Below are 18,942 nucleotides of genomic sequence, written 5' to 3'. Positions count from 1 at the left end.
TTATCTGTTCTGCAAGGCTATTGCATACAATTTCATTTGCTTAACCATAGACAAAAGTCCATTAGCACGTGTCGGTGATAGATGCTCTTTCAAGCCTATTTGATCAATGAAGTATAAATCTGCATCCGCTATTTCCTTAGGTGTGTGACCTGATAGGACCTTTACCATTAGACTCACCAAACCTTTGGTAATAATAGCATCAGAATCGGCTTTAAAAATAACTTTACCATCAACCAATTCTGGATACAACCATACTTTGGATTGACAACCTTTGATTATGAATTGATCTGTTTTGTATTGCTCGTCTATTAAATCCACTTCCTTACCCAACTGGATGATGTATTCGTATTTCTCCATCCAATCGCCATAGAAAGCAAAATCTTCGATTAATTCGTCTTGTATTTCGTTTATTGTCATTTTATAAAAGCATTTTTAATGCGCGTGTCAAACCCGCGATAAAATTATCCACATCTTCTTTGGTATTGTACACCGCCAAACTTGCACGTACTGTACCTGGAATCTGAAATTGATCCATAACAGGCTGTGCACAATGATGTCCCGTACGCACAGCTATTCCCAATTTATCCAAAATCACACCAATGTCGTATGGATGCACGCCATCCACCACAAAAGATAGCACTGATGATTTCTTCGCGGCTTCACCTATGATTCTTACACCTGAAATATCTTTGATTTTCGCAGTGGCGTAGGCCAACAAATCGTCTTCGTAAGCTTTGATATTGTCAATACCTAATTCATTGATGTAATCAATCGCGGCAGCTAAACAAATACCGGCTTCGATATTTGGCGTACCTGCTTCAAATTTGAAAGGCAATTCGTTATAAGTCGTCTTTTCAAAAGTTACATCCTTAATCATATCGCCACCACCTTGATATGGAGGCATTGCATTCAACAAGTCTTTTTTACCATAAAGCACACCTACGCCTGTTGGCGCATACATTTTGTGTCCCGAAAAAGCCAAAAAGTCTACATCCAACTCTTGAACATCGATCGCGATATGCTGAATTGCTTGTGCTGCGTCTACAAAGACAGGCACATTTTTAGCGTGCGCCAATTCAATAATTTCTTTGATAGGGTTGATCGTACCAAGAGAATTCGAGACATACGTTACAGAAACTAACTTCGTCTTGTCTGATAATAAATTTTTGTAATCCTCCATATTCAACTCACCCTTTTCATTCATCGGAATGACACGGAGCACTGCACCTTTTTCTTCGCATAGCATTTGCCAAGGCACTATATTTGAGTGATGCTCCATCGCTGAAATGATGATTTCGTCACCTTCATGAATGAAAGCTTTACCATAACAAGAAGCTACCAAATTGATACTATCGGTTGTTCCTTTTGTGATAATTATTTCAAAATCTTCTTTCGCATTGATAAACTCTTGCACCTTGCGACGTGTCAACTCAAACGCATCAGTAGAAATCTGACTCAAATAATGTACACCACGATGCACATTCGAATTCATATCCGAATAATAATTCGTGATAGCATCAATGACAACTTTTGGCTTTTGCGTGGTTGCACCGTTATCCAAGTAAACCAATGGTTTACCATTCACCTCTCTTTTCAGAAGAGGAAAATCAGCACGTATCTTTTGTATATCGAAATTTTCCAATTTATAATCCAAATTTTCGTTACAAAGGTAATACATATCGAAGCAAAACACGTGGTTTAAATGTATTCTTTTAGTAAAAGATGCGGATAAAATGATGTTAATGTGCAACTATACGCCTGAATTTTTTATTAATTTCCAAACACTATTTTAATTTTATGCCTACCTTTGTAGTAATTATGCAAGAACAACCATTAAATATTCCAGAGGGATCTAGGAAAGAAGTAATGACTTATTTGGAGCCATTCATGCTCAACGAAATGAGTGAATACTTAAAGCCTGTCGAAGAAATGTGGCAACCAGCTGATTTTCTTCCAGATTCATCTAGAAGTACTTTCTTCGAAGAAGTTCGAGATTTACAAGAAAGTGCAAAAGAGCTTCCCTATGATTTAGTCGCAGTTTTAATTGGTGACACGATTACAGAAGAAGCATTGCCTACCTATGAGTCTTGGTTGACTATGGTAGAAGATGTTGATAAAAACGAACAAGGTGGATGGATGAAGTGGGTACGTGCATGGACTGCAGAAGAAAACAGACACGGAGATTTATTGAACAAATATCTTTATTTATCGGGTAGAATCAATATGCGTGAATTCGAAATGAGTACGCAACATTTGATCGCTGATGGTTTTGATATTGGCACGGGAGCAGATCCCTACCGTAATTTTATTTACACTTCTTTCCAAGAGATTGCTACAAACGTTTCGCATAGACGTGTTGCAGGTATTTCCAAAAAAAGTGGCGATAAATTATTAGCAAAAATGTGTGGTGTTATCGCTGCAGATGAGGCTCGTCACGCCAAAGCATACATGTCATTTATCTCAAAAGCATTTGAAGTCGACCCTAGTGAAGTAATGTTGGCTTTTGAAGATATGATGCGTAAGAAAATTGTTATGCCAGCTCACTTTTTGAGACAATCTGGCGAAGCAAAAGGTGGTACTTTTGCCCATTTCTCAGATGCTGCGCAACGTTTGAATGTGTATACGGCTATTGACTATGTCGATATTTTGAAAGAATTAATCGCTGAATGGAAAATTGATCAAGTATCGGGACTTAATGAACAAGGCGAAAAAGCACGTGATTATCTCATGAAACTGCCAGATCGTTTGCTTCGTTTAGCTGACAGAATCAAAGTTCCTGAACTGGAATACAAATTCAAATGGATTTACTAAAATTGAATTTCTAAAGGATATTGAAACGCTCTAGCTATAGAGCGTTTTTTATTTTGTTACAACTTCCAAAGCACTTCAACACAAGCGTAAAAAATAAATAAATTACAATAAATATAGAATTCAACGGTTAAACTATTGAAGATTTACCACGTCCTAATATAAAATGTGTATAAATTACACTAAGATAACATTGTATATACAACCAAAAACGGCTTTATAATGCTATTATAGTGCATTTTACATAATTTATACCGCAAACTATTAATAAAATAATATTGAAATATATTATTTTTTTAGGATATTTGTATTTCAAATTTTACAGAAAAACAAACAAACTAGCGATATGTTATTAAATCGTTCTGAACGTTCTTTCCCGCGCATTATCATAATTGGTGGTGGATTTGGTGGTGTCGAAGTAGCAAGAAAATTAAAAGATAAAGAAGTAGAAGTTTTATTAATCGATCGTAACAACTTCCATACGTTCCAACCTTTGATGTACCAAGTCGCAACAGGTACACTTGCAGCGGATTCCATCTCCTTCCCTATTCGCAAGATGTTTAAAAACCAAGAGAATTTTAAATTTCGCCTAGCGGATGTATTGCACATTGATAAAGACAAGAAGGAAGTTCATACATCTGTAGGAACATATGATTACGACTATTTAGTAATCGCTTCAGGAGCAACAAGTAACTTTTTTGGCAACCAAGAAGTAGAGAAAAACTCACTTCCAATGAAAAGTATTCAAGAAGCTTTGAATATCAGAAGCTATGTGTTGCAAAACCTAGAAAAAGCAGTACTGTTGAAAAACGCTTCAGATCGTGCTCCATATTTGAATTTTGTGATTGTAGGTGGTGGTCCAACAGGTGTGGAATTATCTGGTGCTATCGCTGAAATTCAACTTCACGTGTTGAAAAAAGATTATCCTGAATTATCAGTAAACGAAATGAAAGTTTATTTGGTTGAAGGCACAAGTAAAATATTAGGTGCCCTTTCGGAAAAATCATCTCGAGATTCAGAGAGATATTTGAAAGAATTGGGTGTGACTGTATTGACTGACACGCAAGTTACGGGTTACGATGGAGATACGATTACATTTAATAATGGACAAAGTATCACTACAAAAACCGTGATTTGGGGTGCTGGTGTGAAAGGTCAATTTCCAGGCGGTATTGATGCTTCGATCATCGAAAGAGGTAACCGCATCCGTACAAATGGTCAATGTCAGGTAGAAAACATGGATGGCGTGTATGCTATTGGTGACGTAGCGGCTATGATTACTGATGAAACGCCACGAGGGCTTCCTGGTGTAGCTCCAGCAGCGCAGCAACAAGGTACATATGTAGCCAAACATATCATCAACATTCTTTCGAATAAACCAAATACAGAAGATTTCAAATATTTTGACAAAGGTTCGATGGCGACTATTGGTCGTAACAGAGCTGTTGTTGATTTAGGTAAATTACACATGAATGGCTTTATTGCTTGGATGACGTGGATGTTTGTACACTTAATGTCTATATTCGGATTCCGAAATAAACTAGTTACATTTGTAAACTGGACAATTAAGTTTATGACTAAAAACTCTGGTGTACGTCTTATCGTAGATAAATACGAAAGACCTGCAGATAAAGAAAAAGCGCAGATACAAGCGTAATTTTGACCCTATATTAAATCAAACAATAAGTACAAATGTCGGTAATGAAAATTGCCGACATTTTTTTATTTAGTACTTTTGATAATAAAACAATACTTACTATGGATAATAAAACGATCGCACGCGCATTCAAACTTTGTGGACAATTGATGGAACTTTATAACGCAAATCCATTTCGGACAAAAGCAATGGCTAGTGCTTCGTTCAAAATAGATAAACTCCCCTTCTCTGCGGCTACAGCTTCGCTTGAAGAACTGAGTACGCAACAAGGAATTGGGAAAAGCACAGCTGAAAAAATCAAGCAAGTCATTACTTCGGAATCTTTTCCAGAGTTAGATGAGCTCATTTCCAAAACGCCAGCAGGCATATTGGAAATGCTTAAAATTAAAGGTCTTGGACCCAAGAAAATTCAAATTATTTGGAATGATTTAGAAATTGAATCTGTTGGTGAATTGTATTATGCGTGCAATGAAAACAGATTGATCGAAGCCAAAGGATTTGGGTTAAAAACACAAGAAGATATTAAAAAATCCATAGAATTTGCGATGGACAATCAAGGATGGTTCTTGTATGCTAAAACCTTACCTTTTGCAGAGAAAACTTTCGCTTCGCTAAAAGCAAGTTTGTCGGGATTTGATTTGAGTTTTACAGGTGAGTTCCGTCGAAAATGTGAAGTTTTGCAACGTGTTGAATTAATCACAAATGCACCTCTGTCTACTCTGGAAAAAGCCATTATAGATTTAAAATTTGAATCACAGATTGAAATCAAAGACAATACCATTTCTTTTGTGGATGAAAATGCTTGCCCATTTTTAGTGTTTTCCGCAGATGATAACTTCGCGCAAGAATTACTTTTAAAGACAGGCTCCCCTGAGCATATCTCACTTCTAAAAGAGATTGCTTCAGAAATACCAAACGGGGCTGATGAAAAATCCATTTATGAACGCTTGGGTTTGGCGTATATCGAACCTGATCTTCGTGAAGGATTAGATGAGGTATCGTTAGCAAAGTCGAATACTTTACCTCAACTTATTACTTTTGATGATCTGAAAGGGACATTGCACAATCACTCTACCTATTCCGATGGTGTACATACTTTAGCTGAGATGGCGCGCTATTGCAAAGAAGAGTTGGGCTTGGAATATTTGGGAATTTGTGATCACTCCAAAACAGCAGTGTATGCCAATGGTTTGCCAGTAGAACGTTTGGAACAGCAGTGGGCTGAAATAGATGCGTTAAATCAAAAAATGGCTCCGTTCAAAATATTTAAAGGTATTGAGTCAGATATTTTATCCGATGGATCTTTAGATTATTCGGACGAAATATTAGCAAAATTTGACTTTGTGGTTGCTTCTGTTCACAGCAATTTGAAAATGGACGAAGCAAAAGCTACAGCACGTTTGCTAAAAGCTATTGAAAATCCCTATACGACTATTTTAGGACACCCAACCGGAAGATTATTGCTTTCGAGAGCTGGTTATCCATTGGATTTCAAAAAAATCATAGATGCTTGTGCAGCAAATAACGTCGTAATTGAGATTAATGCAAATCCTTTACGTTTGGATTTGGATTGGAGATGGCATCGTTACGCTGTAGAAAAAGGTGTATTATTATCAATTAATCCAGATGCGCACCGTACAGAAGGTCTTTTAGATATGCATTATGGTGTATTTGTAGGACGCAAAGGTGGACTATCCGCAGATAAATGTTTGAATGCATTTTCGTTAGAGCAAATAACCGCATATTTCAATAGTAAAAAATAACATAAGATCATGAAAGTATATATATCACGTAATATTCCATCGGATGCGATTGAAGTTTTGAAAGAATATGGTCTTGAAGTTGCGATTAACTCAGAAAACAAGAAGATTACGCAACAAGAGCTAATTGATGCTTGCCAAAGTGTCGATTTGCTATTAAACGTTGGCCACGCTAACTTAGATAAATATTTTTTAGAATCATGCAAACACTTGAAAGGAATTGCATTGGTAAGTGTAGGTTACGACCATGTGGATTTAGAAACGGCAACAGCACTGGAAATTCCGGTTTCCAATACCCCCGATGTATTGAGCGGAGCAACTGCTGATGTTGCATTTTTATTGATGTTAGCCGTATCCAGAAAAGCATTTTATCGCGCGAATGAAGTGCGTGAAGGAAAATGGAAAGATTTTGAATTTATGCAAGATTTGGGAGTCGAGCTAAATGGAAAAACATTAGGAATTTATGGTTTAGGACGAATTGGGTTAGAATTAGCTAAGAAAGCAAAAGCGGCCTACAATATGAATATTATTTATTACAACCGCAGCCGAAACTTAGACGCAGAACAAACTGTGGATGCCAAATATGTGAACTTTGATGATTTACTGACGCAGTCTGATGTGATTTCTGCGCATACCAATCTTTCTGCAGAGACGCAATATCGCTTTAATAAAGATGCTTTTCAACGCATGAAAAAAACAGCAATCTTTATTAATACAGCGCGCGGAAAAGTACATCAAGAACAGGACTTATTAGAAGCTTTACAACAAGGCGAAATTTGGGGTGCAGGACTAGATGTCACTGATCCCGAGCCGATGTCACCAAACAATCCGCTATTGCAATTGCCGAATGTCTGTGCCCTACCGCATATTGGCTCTGCAACAATAGAGACACGTACGCAAATGGCTATTATGGCTGCCAACAATCTTATCGCTGCTAAAAATGGAAATAAGATGATGCAAATTGTGAATAAAGAAGTATATTCATAAGACACAATCTTAAACTTTATGAAATACATCACCTACCTGCTGCTCTTTTCAGCGATTTTTTACAGTTGCTCATCGCAGACGGAACCAAATACTCTGTCCGAAGAAGAACAAAAAGAAGGATGGAAACTTTTGTTTAATGGAAAAAATTTAGAAGGTTGGCATTTGTATAATAATCGTATACCAACATCACCTTGGGTTGTCGCAAATGGATACATCTATTGTGACCCTAATAGTGAAGCGGATAGAATTGATTTGGTTACGAATGAAGAATATGAAAACTACGAATTAAAGTTTGAATGGAAATTAGAGAAAGAAGGTAATAGTGGTGTATTTATTAACGTAAAAGAAGACACATCAATTGCACAAACTTATTTCTCTGGACCTGAATATCAGCTTTTGGAAGATTCGCATATGGATTTTGACCTTCCACTTAAGAAATCTGGCTGTTTATATAATTTTACGCCACAATTAAACTCCGCACGTACTAAAATCCAAGGAAATTGGAACGAATCTCGTATTGTACAAAAAGATGGCAAAATAGAATTTTATTTGAATGGACAACAAACTGCCAAAATGGATTTCAACACGCAAGAATGGAAAACAATAGTTTCAAAATCCAATTTTAAAGATTACCCGCATTTCGGAAAATATACAAAAGGTCATATCTCACTTCAAGATTGGTCACGTGGTGTTTCTTTTCGAAGTATCAAGCTAAAAGAATTATAAACATATAGCGGAGAATTATGCTTCCGCTATATGTTTTATCCAAATATTATGGATTGCGCAATAATTCCTCTAAAAGATCATCCAAATTAATAGTAGCATAGGTCGAAGAATGATCGGACATCGCATAAGGGATAATTAAATGTCCGTTATGTACTATTTGACCACATGAATAAACTACATTCGGCACATAACCTTCTCTTTCTTCTTGATTCGGGTACAATAATGGCTCATGTAACCTACCAATTATCTTCGTAGGATCTTCCAAATCCAGCAAACTCACACCAATACTGTATTGTCTCATCGGACCTACACTATGTGTCAACACGAGCCAACCATATTTCGTTTCAATCGGTGAACCACAATTGCCTATCTGAATAAACTCCCAATGGTATTGTGGTTCCCGCAATAGAAAAACTTCATTGTGCCAGTTAATCATGTCTTCGGAAAAAGCAATGTAATTGTTCTCCCCATCTACACGGCATAGCATTGCATACTTCCCATTAATCTTCCTTGGGAAGACTGCGGCTCCCTTATTTGCGATTTTGCCATTAATGGGCTGCACTTTGAAGGTGATGAAATCTTTCGTCGATAACAATTTTGGCATAATACTCAATCCATCGTAAGCCGTATAAGTGGCAAAATAGGTGGAATTCCCATTTTTGTGATCAAACTTCAAAAATCGCGCATCCTCTATCCCATTTTTCTCGGTATCTGAAATTGGAAAAATTACTCTTTCTGAAATGGATGTGTCCAAGGAATAAGTGATTTGATAATGGGATGAAGCCAACCAAAGAATGTGATTTAAGAATTGATTATAAATCGCATTATCCCCATATTCTGCCATCAGTTCTCGAATAAACCGTCTTAACTCCTCATAAACGAATTTCTCCGGGAAATTTTGAAGCACAATATTGTGAAATTCTTCATCTACAGCATCTATATTGGACAACTTTTCGAAAAAATCCTTTTTAAAATATTCGTGATTTTTGAATTGCTTTGGCTTTTCGAGTAAACGTCCAACCTCATCCAAATGAATATCTAAGTTTTCATCAATTATCCCCGACCGAAAAACCAACGAAGACACATGTCCTTCTCCTGTAGCTCTAAAACTTAGTATTATTCGCTTTTGACCAGCCTCCAATTGCGTTTGGTCAGGAGACTCAACGATAGAAGGATTGAAAAATGCAGCGGATTCTATGGAATATTCCATCGTAAAATATGCGCCTATAAGCAATTTTTGCCGATGGCTATACGAATAATTTAGTATTTCATCCCCCAATGGCGATTCCATACAACGCTTAAAATTGCGTTCCCAAATATCAACAACACTACGATGTCGACTCGAGAAATTTCGCAGAAGCTGATTTAATGCGATGTCAGTCTCTGATTTAGTCAGCGAAAGCACACGTTTTATTACCTTAACTTTACGTTCATCATTGATATTAAAATACCTTGCGAGTACACGACTAGAGTCTGGCCTAAAGTAAATATTCTTGCGTATTAATCTAATCCCCATAATTACTATTTTTCATTTTTTTATAACATTCAAAATGAGGTTTTGTTAGAAACAAAACTCAAATTCCATCATAATTTTTATTTAAAAACTATAAGGTAGATTTTTATATATTTAATTACTAAAGTGATTATAGTAACGTTTTAAAAAGAATAGTATGTTGACTGCTATTAACCCAAAGTTACCCATGCGGAACAAAGAGGCTACAAAAGAATTCTATATTGTGAAATTAGGGTTTACGGAAATTGCTGATTATGGAGATTATATAATATTGAAGAAAGACAGTATAGAAATACATTTCTTTTTATTCAAAGATCTAGATCCATTGAACAATTATGGTCAAGTCTATATCCGTACTAACGAAATTCAAAATTTCTATCAAGCATTGTTAGGGGATCAAATACCAATTCATCCCAATGGTCATCTAGAAACAAAACCATGGGGACAAATTGAATTTTCATTGCTTGACCCGGACTACACCTTACTCACTTTTGGGCAAGGATTATAAAGTCTTATTCTAACAATTTTTCTATTTCCTTTACTAAAGCGTTTAAATTGCTAGGTCTCGGAGCTTGATTATTTACCAAACCTCCTTCTTTGTCGAATATCATATAAGTTGGAAATCCATTAATCTCTAATCTTCTTTCAACCATAGACTGTTGTTCCGATGGCAGATTATAATGTATAACATTTGCACCTTCAAGATTTTTGGCTTTAATAAAATTTTCCCATGCTGCCTTCGGTGTACTATTTGCCATATAGATAAATACGACATCCTTATCCGCCACAGCCATTTTCGCTGCTGGAGCATATTCCATTTCTGCCACACAAGGACCACACCAAGTACCCCAGAAATCCATATACACCACTTTACCTTTGTGGGGAGCCAAGATCTCTGCAATTATCTTGTCCGCATCTTTTGCTTCTTTCAGATGATCTGTATTTTTGAGATTATCTGCATATTTAAGTTCACCAGAAGCTATTTTTTTCAATTTTTCGTTCTCGAGAACAATTTGTGATTTTAAAAATTGATTACTGATAGATTTGGTCAAGTCTTTCAAATTTTTATCTGATAATGGAATTGGTCTATTTTTGAATAAACTTAGTATATTTTCTGACAAAAATAGATTCTTAACAACTTCCGGCGCAATATTTTCATATGCTTCTATATGACGCACAACTTGAAATTCTTGTGAAATTGCATTGTCAATTAATTCACTAGATTCGGCAACCAAACTAGAATATCTCTTTACAATAGATGAGTCTTGCTTAATAAAATTACTAAACTCAATGGAGTCTTGATCAGATATCGTTTTTAAAATTTTTCTCAGATTGAGAGCTGCATATTTCTTCAATTCTGCATTAGCTTCTATATCGCCGTTATTGATTAATTTTACAACAATTTCATCATGATAAAGAACGTCATTACCTATATCCAAAAATCTGCTCTGATAATCCAAATAATCTCTTAAAAAAATCTGATTATCGCGTATAAGACTTATTGGCACAACATTGTGATCGAAGAAATTGTTTTTGACTGTATTTATGTATTTTTCAGAAAATTTTTCTTTGGTCTGATAATTCAATTGAAACTTTTTCTGCATTAAATCTCTAGCTATAGTATAATCGGTTTCCTTATTGATAAAGTACTTCGAACGATTAGACAAATTATTTTGATTCAAAAAATCTAAATTTATCTTTCTTAAACTATCCAATTGTGCTAATTTCAGATACAAATATGAGGTATCTTTCAGTGATCGTTCATAATTATTTTTAGCTTGCCAAGCTTGAGTTGTCTTTGGGTAAATATTGTTTCCAGATGTGTAATTCTTATGTTTTACTAACTCATTATGAAAACGTGCATTCTTTCCTTGAAAAATAGTCTCACCTGTAGACAAATCTTTGTATAAAAAGTATTTTTCGCCAGGAGTTAAAACATCTGTAATATTTGACCTTCTCCAATCGATAAATACTTGTGAAGTATTATACAATGGAACCTTAACTGTAAAAAAGCCGTACTCATCTACATCGCCATAAAAATTTTCAGCCTCACCATTTAACCAATTATTCACGCCAACTGAAAATGGATCTGTTGAATTATTATTACGGATATATCCAGAAATGATAGCCGTATCTAATTTTGAAAACTTTGAGTCATAGAAAGAAGATGTATCTTTTCCTGAATAACTTGGCAGGAATTTGTCGACTTTAGTATAAGTTACTTTGTCGATTATAATTTTCTTATCTATAACTTTTATATGTATTGGTTTATATTTCTTCTTATCAAAGAAAGTTACTTTAAAACCATCTGCCCTTTTTTCAACAGTATTATAAAAAGCTGTTTGCCCTTCTATCAATGCAAATTCTTCAAAAAATCCGTATTTCCAATCATTAGACTTGGAGTCATAGTAATTGCCGATGAAATCATATACTGCAGGAAATGGTCCTTCTTTTGAATAAAAATGGGGTTTCATATCGTACACCATTTTTAACGAATTCTTGTTTGGAGATAGGTATAATAATCGCTTAATACCATTGTGCTCCACCAATGTGCGGTATTCATTATTGAGTTTATATTTACCAAACCATCTTATATTCCATATATCGCTTCCTATTTGCAAAGAGTTACTATCAAAAACCAGTTTCTGTTTAAGATCTTTGCTGTTCAACCAATTGTTTCTTGTAAGGGATGATTCTTCAATCTTTATATAGTCTATATCTGGATCGCGATCAAACTGAGTACATAAAATGGTATCTTTACGTGTACTAATTTTCACGTTCCGTTGTGGACCAGCATTTTCTAGAAACTCATAGACGATATTATTTGGAGCATCCAATGCCAATAAAATCTTACCATCAATCTTTTCTACTGATCTTACTTTATAGATTTGATAGAAACTTTCAATATAATCTTCCCCAATTTCAAACCCATTCCAATCACCTGGTTTATCCACTTTGAATTGCCAATATCCTTGTAAATCTTTTGGAATTTGCGCATTTATTTGATGACTTAAAAACACAAATACGAGTAACAGAAGTTTTCTCATAATATAAAATTGATTAGTATATTAAATATAAGGAGAAATTTTTCCAGTAACACTAATCATACAAGGTATTTAACAGCATGTTAACATATTAAAACACAAAAGGTCAATAACAATATGTTACTGACCTTTTGCAAATAATTTATTATCGAAATTATCCTTCGATACTTGGTACGTTAACTACTTCGTTTGAATCTGCTTCGTAGTTTACTTCAGGGAAGTTAAAACCGAACAAGTGGAAAAACTCATCACGGTAACCTTTGATATCTGAAATTTCTTCTAGATTTTCGGTAGTTGTCTGCTTCCACAATTTAGCCACTTCTTCTTGTACATCTTCGCGCATTTCCCAATCGTCCACGCGGATACGGCCTTTTCCATCTACAGCAACTTCGCCATCCGTAGTGTACAAGCGCTCCGCAAACAAACGTTGCATTTGCTCGATTGTACCTTCGTGAATACCTTTTTCTTTCATCACTTTATACAACAATGAAATATACAAAGGAACAACTGGAATAGCGGATGAGGATTGTGTAACCAATGCCTTGTTAACAGAAACATAAGATACACCATTAAGATCAGCTAAAAGATCATTCAATGCAGGAACAGTACCTTCCAAATCATCTTTTGCACGACCAATCGTACCATTACGGTAGATTGGATATGTCAATTCAGGGCCAATATAGGAATATGCAACAGTTTTAACACCTTCTGCTAATACGCCAGCAGCTTTCAATTCTTCGATCCAGAATTTCCAGTCTTCACCACCCATTACAGCTACTGTATTCGCGATATCTTCATCATTCTCAATTGGATTAATGGTTATATCAGATACAACACCCGAGTGGAAATCTACTGTTTTATCCGTAAATGGCACACCAATAGGCTTCAAAACTGAAGCATGAGCCACACCCGTTTTAGGATGCGTACGACGTGGAGATGCTAATGAATACACAACTAAATCCACCTGTCCTAAATCTTGTTTTATCAATTCGATAGTTTTCGCTTTCACATCGTCTGAGAATGCGTCACCATTGATACTTTTTGCATAAAGACCTGCTGCATGCGCTTCCTTTTCGAAAGCAGCAGAATTGTACCATCCTGCAGTACCAGGTTTGCCTGGTGCAGCTGGTTTTTCGAAAAATACACCAATTGTCGCTGCATCAGATCCGAATGCCGCTGAAATACGCGATGCCAAACCGAAGCCTGTAGAGGCGCCAATCACTAGCACTTTCTTAGGTCCATTAGCAATTTTTCCTTTTGATTTTACATACTCGATTTGGTTTTTGATATTTTGCGCCGTTCCTTCCGGATGTGACGTCAAACATATAAAACCTCTTACACGTGGTTGAATAATCATATTATATTGTTGTAAGGTTATTTACAAATTAATGAAGCTACAAATTAACGGAATTTTGGGGGATTATGCTATTTAAATTTATCACCACCTATGAAATTAAATACATTAACTTAATAGAAAGTTACTATGTTAGATTTACAAATCTTATTAATATAAAACCTAAATATATGGAAGAAATACAAGAAGAATGCGAATTTCCCACTTTGCTAACCAGAATTCAATCTAGTGTCATTGACTTTGGTGTTATTATGATCTTAATTTTTGTATTTTCTCAAATCAGCGATTCAATGAACTTTCCTGATTGGCTACGAGGTTTTGCTTTACTATTTGTTTTCATTTTATATGAACCAACTTTACAAACTTTAGGTGGTACAATTGGAAATAGAATCAAAGGAATTAATGTCCGAAAGAATGAAGATTTGGATAGTAAAATTAATTTTTTTCAGGCATTTATTCGTTTTATAGTAAAGGTACTTTTGGGATGGATTTCATTTTTAACGATACATAATGATGACAGAAGACGTGCGCTGCACGATATGGCTGCAGGCACTGTAATGATAGAAGCGAAAAAATAAAACTATTTACAATAGAAAAGAGAGGATGTACCTCTCTTTTCTATTGTAAATGCGCTCTTAGCATCCAAGCTGTTTTTTCATGCGTTTCCATAATGCCGACTAAGAAATCTTCCGTTCCAGCATCGCCATGTTTTTCAACTGTTTCTATATTTCCGCGAATAGAAATGATAATACTTTCGAAATCATTCAATAGTGCTTTGATATAACTTTGGCTATCATTTTTTGCTGGTTTTTCCTCTGAAAGTTGCGTTAGATCCAAAAATTCTTTTAAAGAACCTACAGCATAATGCCCAATGGCACGTACGCGTTCTGCAATTTCATCGATAGTTTCAGCCAAAGCATCATAAATTGTTTCGAAAAATAAATGTTGCGCATGAAAATCTGGACCTACAACATTCCAATGTGCATTTCTAGCTTTTGTATATAACACGTTATGATCTGCTAACAATTTATTTAAAATCTCTGCAACAGCTGCAGTATCCTTCTCTTTTATTCCAATATTTGTTTTCATAATGTATAACTTTTAATATGTACTTGCTTCATTTAATTTTTGAATATCTTCATCAGCCAATTTGATATAGAGCGCATCAACAAAGGCATCTGTATGCTCAAACTTCGTCGCACTAGCAATTGGTGCTGTAATGGATGGTTGAGCCAATAACCAAGCCAAAGCAATAGCCGAAGGTGAAACATTATATTGTTCGGCAAGTTCCTGTTGTGCCGCAACAATTCTTCTTCCGCGATCATTCCAATATTTGTCTTGAATTCCCTTCCCGCGAACAGATTGGTTAAAGTCTTCTTTGGACTGATATTTCCCACTCAAAAAACCGCTCGCCAAAGAATAATATGGAATAACAGCTATCTGCTTTTCCAATGCTAATTTTTGGTAAAGATTTTCAAATTTTGCACGATCGAATAAATTGTATTCAGGCTGCAAAGAAATGTAACTTGGTAAACTCTTTGCCGTCGCCAAGTCCAAACTTTCCACTAAACGCTCTGGACTGATATTCGAAGCACCTATATAACGCACCTTGCCTTCCTTGACTAAATCCTCATATGCGCGCAAAGTCTCTTCAATAGGCGTCACCTCGTCATCATAGTGCGTTTGATATACATCGATATAGTCGGTTTGGAAACGACGAAGCGAATGTTCCACTTGCTCTTTGATATATGCACCTTGCACGTTGAATTTTGATTCATAACCAAACCTTCCGCCAACTTTTGTCATCAAAACGACTTTGTCACGACCTCCTTTTTTCGAAAGCCAATTACCAATAATGGCTTCGGACTCCCCTCCCGTGTTACCTTTCACCCAATGGGAATAATTATTGGACGTATCAATCGCATTAAAACCATTGTCAATAAAATCATCCAGAATTTCAAAAGAATCTTGCTCATCTAATGTCCATCCAAATACATTTCCACCAAAAATTAAAGGGATTATTTGTAAGTCTGATTGTCCAAATTGTACTTTCTCAAATGCCATAAGTAGTTGCTTTAACAGCTCTAATTTAGCCATTATCATACCCAAAATACAATACTTCAAGACATAAAATTGTCATAATGAAAAACCCATTTTCAATAGTTCAGCAATGGATTTTTCTTAGTAATTTTGTGGTTCAACAAATGACAACAATGGCTTCGAGCACTCCATTTTTACATACATTCCGACGAGATATTACTTCCATTGCAAAACCCGAAAAATTCACATTCCCTTTTTGCTACGAACCGCATCCGCTTAGCGTCATTGCCGCTGAGGAAGTTCAGCAGTATTTAGAGACGCAGCAAGACTTTGACCACAATTTTGGATTGAATGATGGTCAAGAAGGGTTAGTAATTGGTAAAATGTTTGGCGTTTTGGTTGTGGAGGACAAAGAAGGAAAATTGAATTACCTCGCGGCTTGTTCCGGAAAACTTGCCGGCACAAATCAACACCGCTATTTTATTCCGCCGATTTTTGATATGCTCGATCCGGAAGGATTTTTCTTACTCGAAGAAGCAACTATCAATGCGTTAAATCGCGAAATTGAAAAATTGGAGAGAAATCCAAAGATTGCAGAATTAAAACAGCAAGCCGAACTTTGCAAAAAGCAAAATGAGCAAGATCTCGCGGAAGCACGCGCCTTACACAAAAAGAATAAAGCCGAACGTAAATCCACTCGTACTGCACAAAAAGAAGTGTTAGACGCAGATACTTATCAAGAATTAGAACAAGATTTAATCAAACAAAGTTACCGTGACCAGCACGAATACGATGTGTTGAAAATCACTTGCAAAAATAGATTAGCTGCTATAGAAAATGAGCTGAATCTGTTGATTCAAGAGATAGAAGAAAAGAAAGAAAGTAGAAAATCTAAATCATCAAATCTGCAAAATAGATTGTTTGATCAATACCATTTCTTAAATGCTAAAGGTGAAACACTTGCGGTGTTGGATATTTTTGAAGAAGCTATAAAAATGTTGCCACCTGCAGGCGCAGGCGAATGTGCTGCGCCTAAATTATTACAGTATGCTTATCTCCATAATCTAAAACCTATTTGCTTAGCAGAATTTTGGTGGGGTGCTCCTCTGGGTTCAGAGGTTCGTAAGCACAAATATTTCTACCCTTCTTGCCGCGGTAAATGTGAACCAATCTTGGGACATATGCTACAAGGGTTGGACGTTGATCCGAACCCAATGTTAGAAAATCCAGCCTCTGATGTCGATATCGAAATTATTTACGAAGATGACGATATTATTGTGGTAAACAAGCCCGCAGAGTTTCTTTCTGTTCCAGGAATAAATGTCCAAGATAGTGTGCAAACACGTATTCTGACAAGAAATCCAGAAATAACAGGTCCCGTCATCATTCACAGATTGGATATGTCGACTTCGGGAATTTTGGTTATTGCAAAAAACAAGGAAGCCCATCAATTTATACAAGATCAGTTTATACAGCATACCATTCAAAAGCGTTATACGGCATTATTAGATGGCATTATTACACCAGAAGAAGGACTAATTGATTTGCCTTTGCGTGTTGATTTAGAAGATAGACCACGACAAGTTGTTTGCTACGAGTACGGAAAACCTGCCCAAACAAAATTCAACGTCGTAGCAATTGAAAATGGTAAAACAAGAATTCACTATTTTCCACTTACCGGAAGAACGCATCAATTGCGAGTGCATTCCGCGCACAACAAAGGATTGAATACGCCGATTGTAGGTGATGATTTGTATGGAAAAAGAGCTGATAGATTACATCTTCACGCAGGATACATTCAATTTGTACATCCCACGACAAAGCAAATAATTGAATTTGAAGTAGCAGACCCGTTTTAATTTATAGGATTTTTCCTAAATTGTAAAGGAATTATTTTAAACTAAAAATGGACATCCTCAAACAAGTCTACCAACATCCGCTATTTGAAGCATCAGATTTTGAGTTAATTGCACAAGCACATCAAAAAATCACAGCCCATAAGGGAGAATTGTTACTCTCAAAAGGAAAAATTCAAGATGAATATTATATCATCGAGTCGGGATTAGTTCGTGCTTATTTGTACGATTATGAAGGCAATGAAATCACAACAGACTTTAAAGGAAATAATGAAGTCGTAATTGATGTAGCATCGATTTTCCCAAGAGTGCCCTCCCAAGAATACATTCAATGTTTGACGGATTGCAGTTTATACAAGATTAGTTATGACGATTTTCAAGAATTGTTTCACAAAATACCCGCTATGCGCGAATGGGGGCGCGCTTGGATGTCTTATGAATTATATTTGAGCAAAAAACGAGCAACAGAAATTATCACCGAGCCTGCTTCCAAACGGTATTTGCAATTAATTCAGGAGAAACCACAGATCATCAAACAAGCACCATTAAAACATATTGCAACTTATCTAGGTATTACGGACACTTCATTGAGTCGTATTCGCAAAGAAGTGGCTTATTTATAAATTTTGAATGAACTTAATAGAAGATAAATCATTTCAGAAAATAGACTTTCAAAAAGAAAGCATTGAAATTGCAGAATATGAATATTGCCGATTTGAACACTGCAATTTTGAAGCTACAGTATTAAACGGAATAAAATTCATTGACTGCACTTTTGAGAATTGTAACTTAAGTTTAGCTAAAATTGAAAACACAATGTTTCAAGATTGCAAGTTTATGCACTGCAAAATATTGGGTTTACAATTTCACACAGCAAATCTTTTCAATATTGGTTTTTCATTTGTAGAAAGCATACTCGACCATTGTTCTTTTGCTGGATTGAAAATTAATAAAACAAAATTCAAATCTTGCCGTCTACACGAAGTAGATTTTGAAAGCACGCTATTAAAAGAAGCAATTTTTGACAATTGCGATTTGCAACGTGCAACTTTTTATCAAAGTAATTTGGAGAAAGCTGATTTTTCTACAGCATATAATTTCCAACTTGATCCCGAAGCAAATCGTGTCGCTAGCGCAAAATTTTCTATACAAAGTCTTCCTAATCTGTTGACAAAATATAAATTACGTATCACTTGA

At 35.7% G+C, this 18,942-nt stretch carries 17 protein-coding genes; 10 read left to right on the top strand and 7 right to left on the bottom strand.

What is annotated here, in order from left to right; genetic code table 11:
* The gene (locus FLS47_RS10775; RefSeq protein ID WP_149914375.1) at nt 1-417 is read right to left on the bottom strand and encodes a SufE family protein; all 417 of its coding nucleotides are present in this window, start codon (nt 415-417) and stop codon (nt 1-3) included.
* 1 nt (nt 418) lies between these two features.
* Nucleotides 419-1,642: an aminotransferase class V-fold PLP-dependent enzyme gene (locus FLS47_RS10770; protein ID WP_149914374.1), complete on the bottom strand. Its 1,224-nt coding sequence runs from the start codon at nt 1,640-1,642 to the stop codon at nt 419-421.
* Between the two features lie 155 nt (nt 1,643-1,797).
* Here FLS47_RS10770 and FLS47_RS10765 point away from each other — a divergent pair, with 155 nt between their 5' ends.
* The 5 genes from FLS47_RS10765 to FLS47_RS10745 all read left to right on the top strand — a co-directional run bounded on the left by FLS47_RS10765 (nt 1,798) and on the right by FLS47_RS10745 (nt 7,938).
* Nucleotides 1,798-2,811, top strand: a complete 1,014-nt coding sequence (locus tag FLS47_RS10765) for an acyl-ACP desaturase (RefSeq protein WP_223225236.1) — start codon at nt 1,798-1,800, stop codon at nt 2,809-2,811.
* Between the two features lie 343 nt (nt 2,812-3,154).
* Nucleotides 3,155-4,465: an NAD(P)/FAD-dependent oxidoreductase gene (locus FLS47_RS10760; protein WP_149914373.1), complete on the top strand. Its 1,311-nt coding sequence runs from the start codon at nt 3,155-3,157 to the stop codon at nt 4,463-4,465.
* 101 nt (nt 4,466-4,566) lie between these two features.
* On the top strand, nt 4,567-6,228 hold the full coding sequence (locus FLS47_RS10755) for a DNA polymerase/3'-5' exonuclease PolX (protein WP_149914372.1): 1,662 nt from the start codon (nt 4,567-4,569) through the stop codon (nt 6,226-6,228).
* A 9-nt stretch (nt 6,229-6,237) separates the two neighbouring features.
* On the top strand, nt 6,238-7,212 hold the full coding sequence (locus FLS47_RS10750; RefSeq protein WP_149914371.1) for a 2-hydroxyacid dehydrogenase: 975 nt from the start codon (nt 6,238-6,240) through the stop codon (nt 7,210-7,212).
* Between the two features lie 18 nt (nt 7,213-7,230).
* The gene (locus tag FLS47_RS10745) at nt 7,231-7,938 is read left to right on the top strand and encodes a 3-keto-disaccharide hydrolase (protein WP_149914370.1); all 708 of its coding nucleotides are present in this window, start codon (nt 7,231-7,233) and stop codon (nt 7,936-7,938) included.
* A gap of 46 nt (nt 7,939-7,984) precedes the next feature.
* On the opposite strand, the gene FLS47_RS10740 is transcribed toward FLS47_RS10745, so the two are convergent.
* Nucleotides 7,985-9,454, bottom strand: a complete 1,470-nt coding sequence (locus FLS47_RS10740) for a glycoside hydrolase family 130 protein (RefSeq protein WP_149914369.1) — start codon at nt 9,452-9,454, stop codon at nt 7,985-7,987.
* A 154-nt stretch (nt 9,455-9,608) separates the two neighbouring features.
* On the opposite strand from FLS47_RS10740, the gene FLS47_RS10735 reads away from it, so the two are divergent.
* Entirely contained in the window at nt 9,609-9,959 is a 351-nt protein-coding gene (locus FLS47_RS10735; RefSeq protein WP_149914368.1) for a bleomycin resistance protein, read from the top strand.
* Nucleotides 9,960-9,963: 4 nt separating this feature from the next.
* Here FLS47_RS10735 and FLS47_RS10730 read toward each other — a convergent pair whose 3' ends face one another.
* Entirely contained in the window at nt 9,964-12,498 is a 2,535-nt protein-coding gene (locus FLS47_RS10730; protein WP_149914367.1) for a TlpA family protein disulfide reductase, read from the bottom strand.
* Between the two features lie 151 nt (nt 12,499-12,649).
* Complete coding sequence (fabV, locus tag FLS47_RS10725) at nt 12,650-13,852, bottom strand: enoyl-ACP reductase FabV (protein WP_149914366.1); 1,203 nt, start codon at nt 13,850-13,852, stop codon at nt 12,650-12,652.
* Nucleotides 13,853-14,019: 167 nt separating this feature from the next.
* Between fabV and FLS47_RS10720 the strand changes: the two genes are divergently transcribed.
* Entirely contained in the window at nt 14,020-14,427 is a 408-nt protein-coding gene (locus FLS47_RS10720; RefSeq protein WP_188347413.1) for an RDD family protein, read from the top strand.
* 40 nt (nt 14,428-14,467) lie between these two features.
* Here FLS47_RS10720 and FLS47_RS10715 read toward each other — a convergent pair whose 3' ends face one another.
* Both FLS47_RS10715 and FLS47_RS10710 read right to left on the bottom strand, forming a co-directional pair.
* Entirely contained in the window at nt 14,468-14,938 is a 471-nt protein-coding gene (locus FLS47_RS10715) for a Dps family protein (RefSeq protein ID WP_149914364.1), read from the bottom strand.
* Nucleotides 14,939-14,950: 12 nt separating this feature from the next.
* Nucleotides 14,951-15,913 carry an aldo/keto reductase gene (locus FLS47_RS10710; RefSeq protein ID WP_149914363.1) on the bottom strand — a complete coding sequence of 321 codons (963 nt, stop codon included), beginning with the start codon at nt 15,911-15,913 and terminating at the stop codon, nt 14,951-14,953.
* A gap of 77 nt (nt 15,914-15,990) precedes the next feature.
* Between FLS47_RS10710 and FLS47_RS10705 the strand changes: the two genes are divergently transcribed.
* Genes FLS47_RS10705 through FLS47_RS10695 form a run of 3 tightly spaced genes read left to right on the top strand, consistent with a single transcriptional unit; the run spans nt 15,991 to nt 18,942 of the window.
* Complete coding sequence (locus FLS47_RS10705; protein ID WP_223225235.1) at nt 15,991-17,748, top strand: RluA family pseudouridine synthase; 1,758 nt, start codon at nt 15,991-15,993, stop codon at nt 17,746-17,748.
* Between the two features lie 47 nt (nt 17,749-17,795).
* Nucleotides 17,796-18,368: a Crp/Fnr family transcriptional regulator gene (locus FLS47_RS10700; RefSeq protein WP_149914362.1), complete on the top strand. Its 573-nt coding sequence runs from the start codon at nt 17,796-17,798 to the stop codon at nt 18,366-18,368.
* 7 nt (nt 18,369-18,375) lie between these two features.
* Nucleotides 18,376-18,942 carry a pentapeptide repeat-containing protein gene (locus FLS47_RS10695; RefSeq protein WP_149914361.1) on the top strand — a complete coding sequence of 189 codons (567 nt, stop codon included), beginning with the start codon at nt 18,376-18,378 and terminating at the stop codon, nt 18,940-18,942.

The organism is Sphingobacterium cavernae, assembly GCF_008520265.1.
Taxonomy (GTDB): domain Bacteria; phylum Bacteroidota; class Bacteroidia; order Sphingobacteriales; family Sphingobacteriaceae; genus Sphingobacterium; species Sphingobacterium cavernae.
This window is presented reverse-complemented; position numbering and strand designations above follow the sequence as displayed.

Excerpts from the sequence above, each read along its gene's own strand:
- FLS47_RS10775 (WP_149914375.1), bottom strand. The coding sequence starts at position 417 with ATGACAATAAACGAAATACAAGACGAATTAATCGAAGATTTTGCTTTC.
- FLS47_RS10750 (WP_149914371.1), top strand. The coding sequence starts at position 6,238 with ATGAAAGTATATATATCACGTAATATTCCATCGGATGCGATTGAAGTT.
- FLS47_RS10765 (WP_223225236.1), top strand. The coding sequence starts at position 1,798 with ATGCCTACCTTTGTAGTAATTATGCAAGAACAACCATTAAATATTCCA.
- FLS47_RS10735 (WP_149914368.1), top strand. The coding sequence starts at position 9,609 with ATGTTGACTGCTATTAACCCAAAGTTACCCATGCGGAACAAAGAGGCT.
- FLS47_RS10755 (WP_149914372.1), top strand. The coding sequence starts at position 4,567 with ATGGATAATAAAACGATCGCACGCGCATTCAAACTTTGTGGACAATTG.
- FLS47_RS10695 (WP_149914361.1), top strand. The coding sequence starts at position 18,376 with ATGAACTTAATAGAAGATAAATCATTTCAGAAAATAGACTTTCAAAAA.
- FLS47_RS10760 (WP_149914373.1), top strand. The coding sequence starts at position 3,155 with ATGTTATTAAATCGTTCTGAACGTTCTTTCCCGCGCATTATCATAATT.
- FLS47_RS10730 (WP_149914367.1), bottom strand. The coding sequence starts at position 12,498 with ATGAGAAAACTTCTGTTACTCGTATTTGTGTTTTTAAGTCATCAAATA.
- FLS47_RS10710 (WP_149914363.1), bottom strand. The coding sequence starts at position 15,913 with ATGGCATTTGAGAAAGTACAATTTGGACAATCAGACTTACAAATAATC.
- FLS47_RS10740 (WP_149914369.1), bottom strand. The coding sequence starts at position 9,454 with ATGGGGATTAGATTAATACGCAAGAATATTTACTTTAGGCCAGACTCT.
- FLS47_RS10705 (WP_223225235.1), top strand. The coding sequence starts at position 15,991 with ATGAAAAACCCATTTTCAATAGTTCAGCAATGGATTTTTCTTAGTAAT.
- FLS47_RS10700 (WP_149914362.1), top strand. The coding sequence starts at position 17,796 with ATGGACATCCTCAAACAAGTCTACCAACATCCGCTATTTGAAGCATCA.
- FLS47_RS10745 (WP_149914370.1), top strand. The coding sequence starts at position 7,231 with ATGAAATACATCACCTACCTGCTGCTCTTTTCAGCGATTTTTTACAGT.
- fabV (WP_149914366.1), bottom strand. The coding sequence starts at position 13,852 with ATGATTATTCAACCACGTGTAAGAGGTTTTATATGTTTGACGTCACAT.
- FLS47_RS10715 (WP_149914364.1), bottom strand. The coding sequence starts at position 14,938 with ATGAAAACAAATATTGGAATAAAAGAGAAGGATACTGCAGCTGTTGCA.
- FLS47_RS10720 (WP_188347413.1), top strand. The coding sequence starts at position 14,020 with ATGGAAGAAATACAAGAAGAATGCGAATTTCCCACTTTGCTAACCAGA.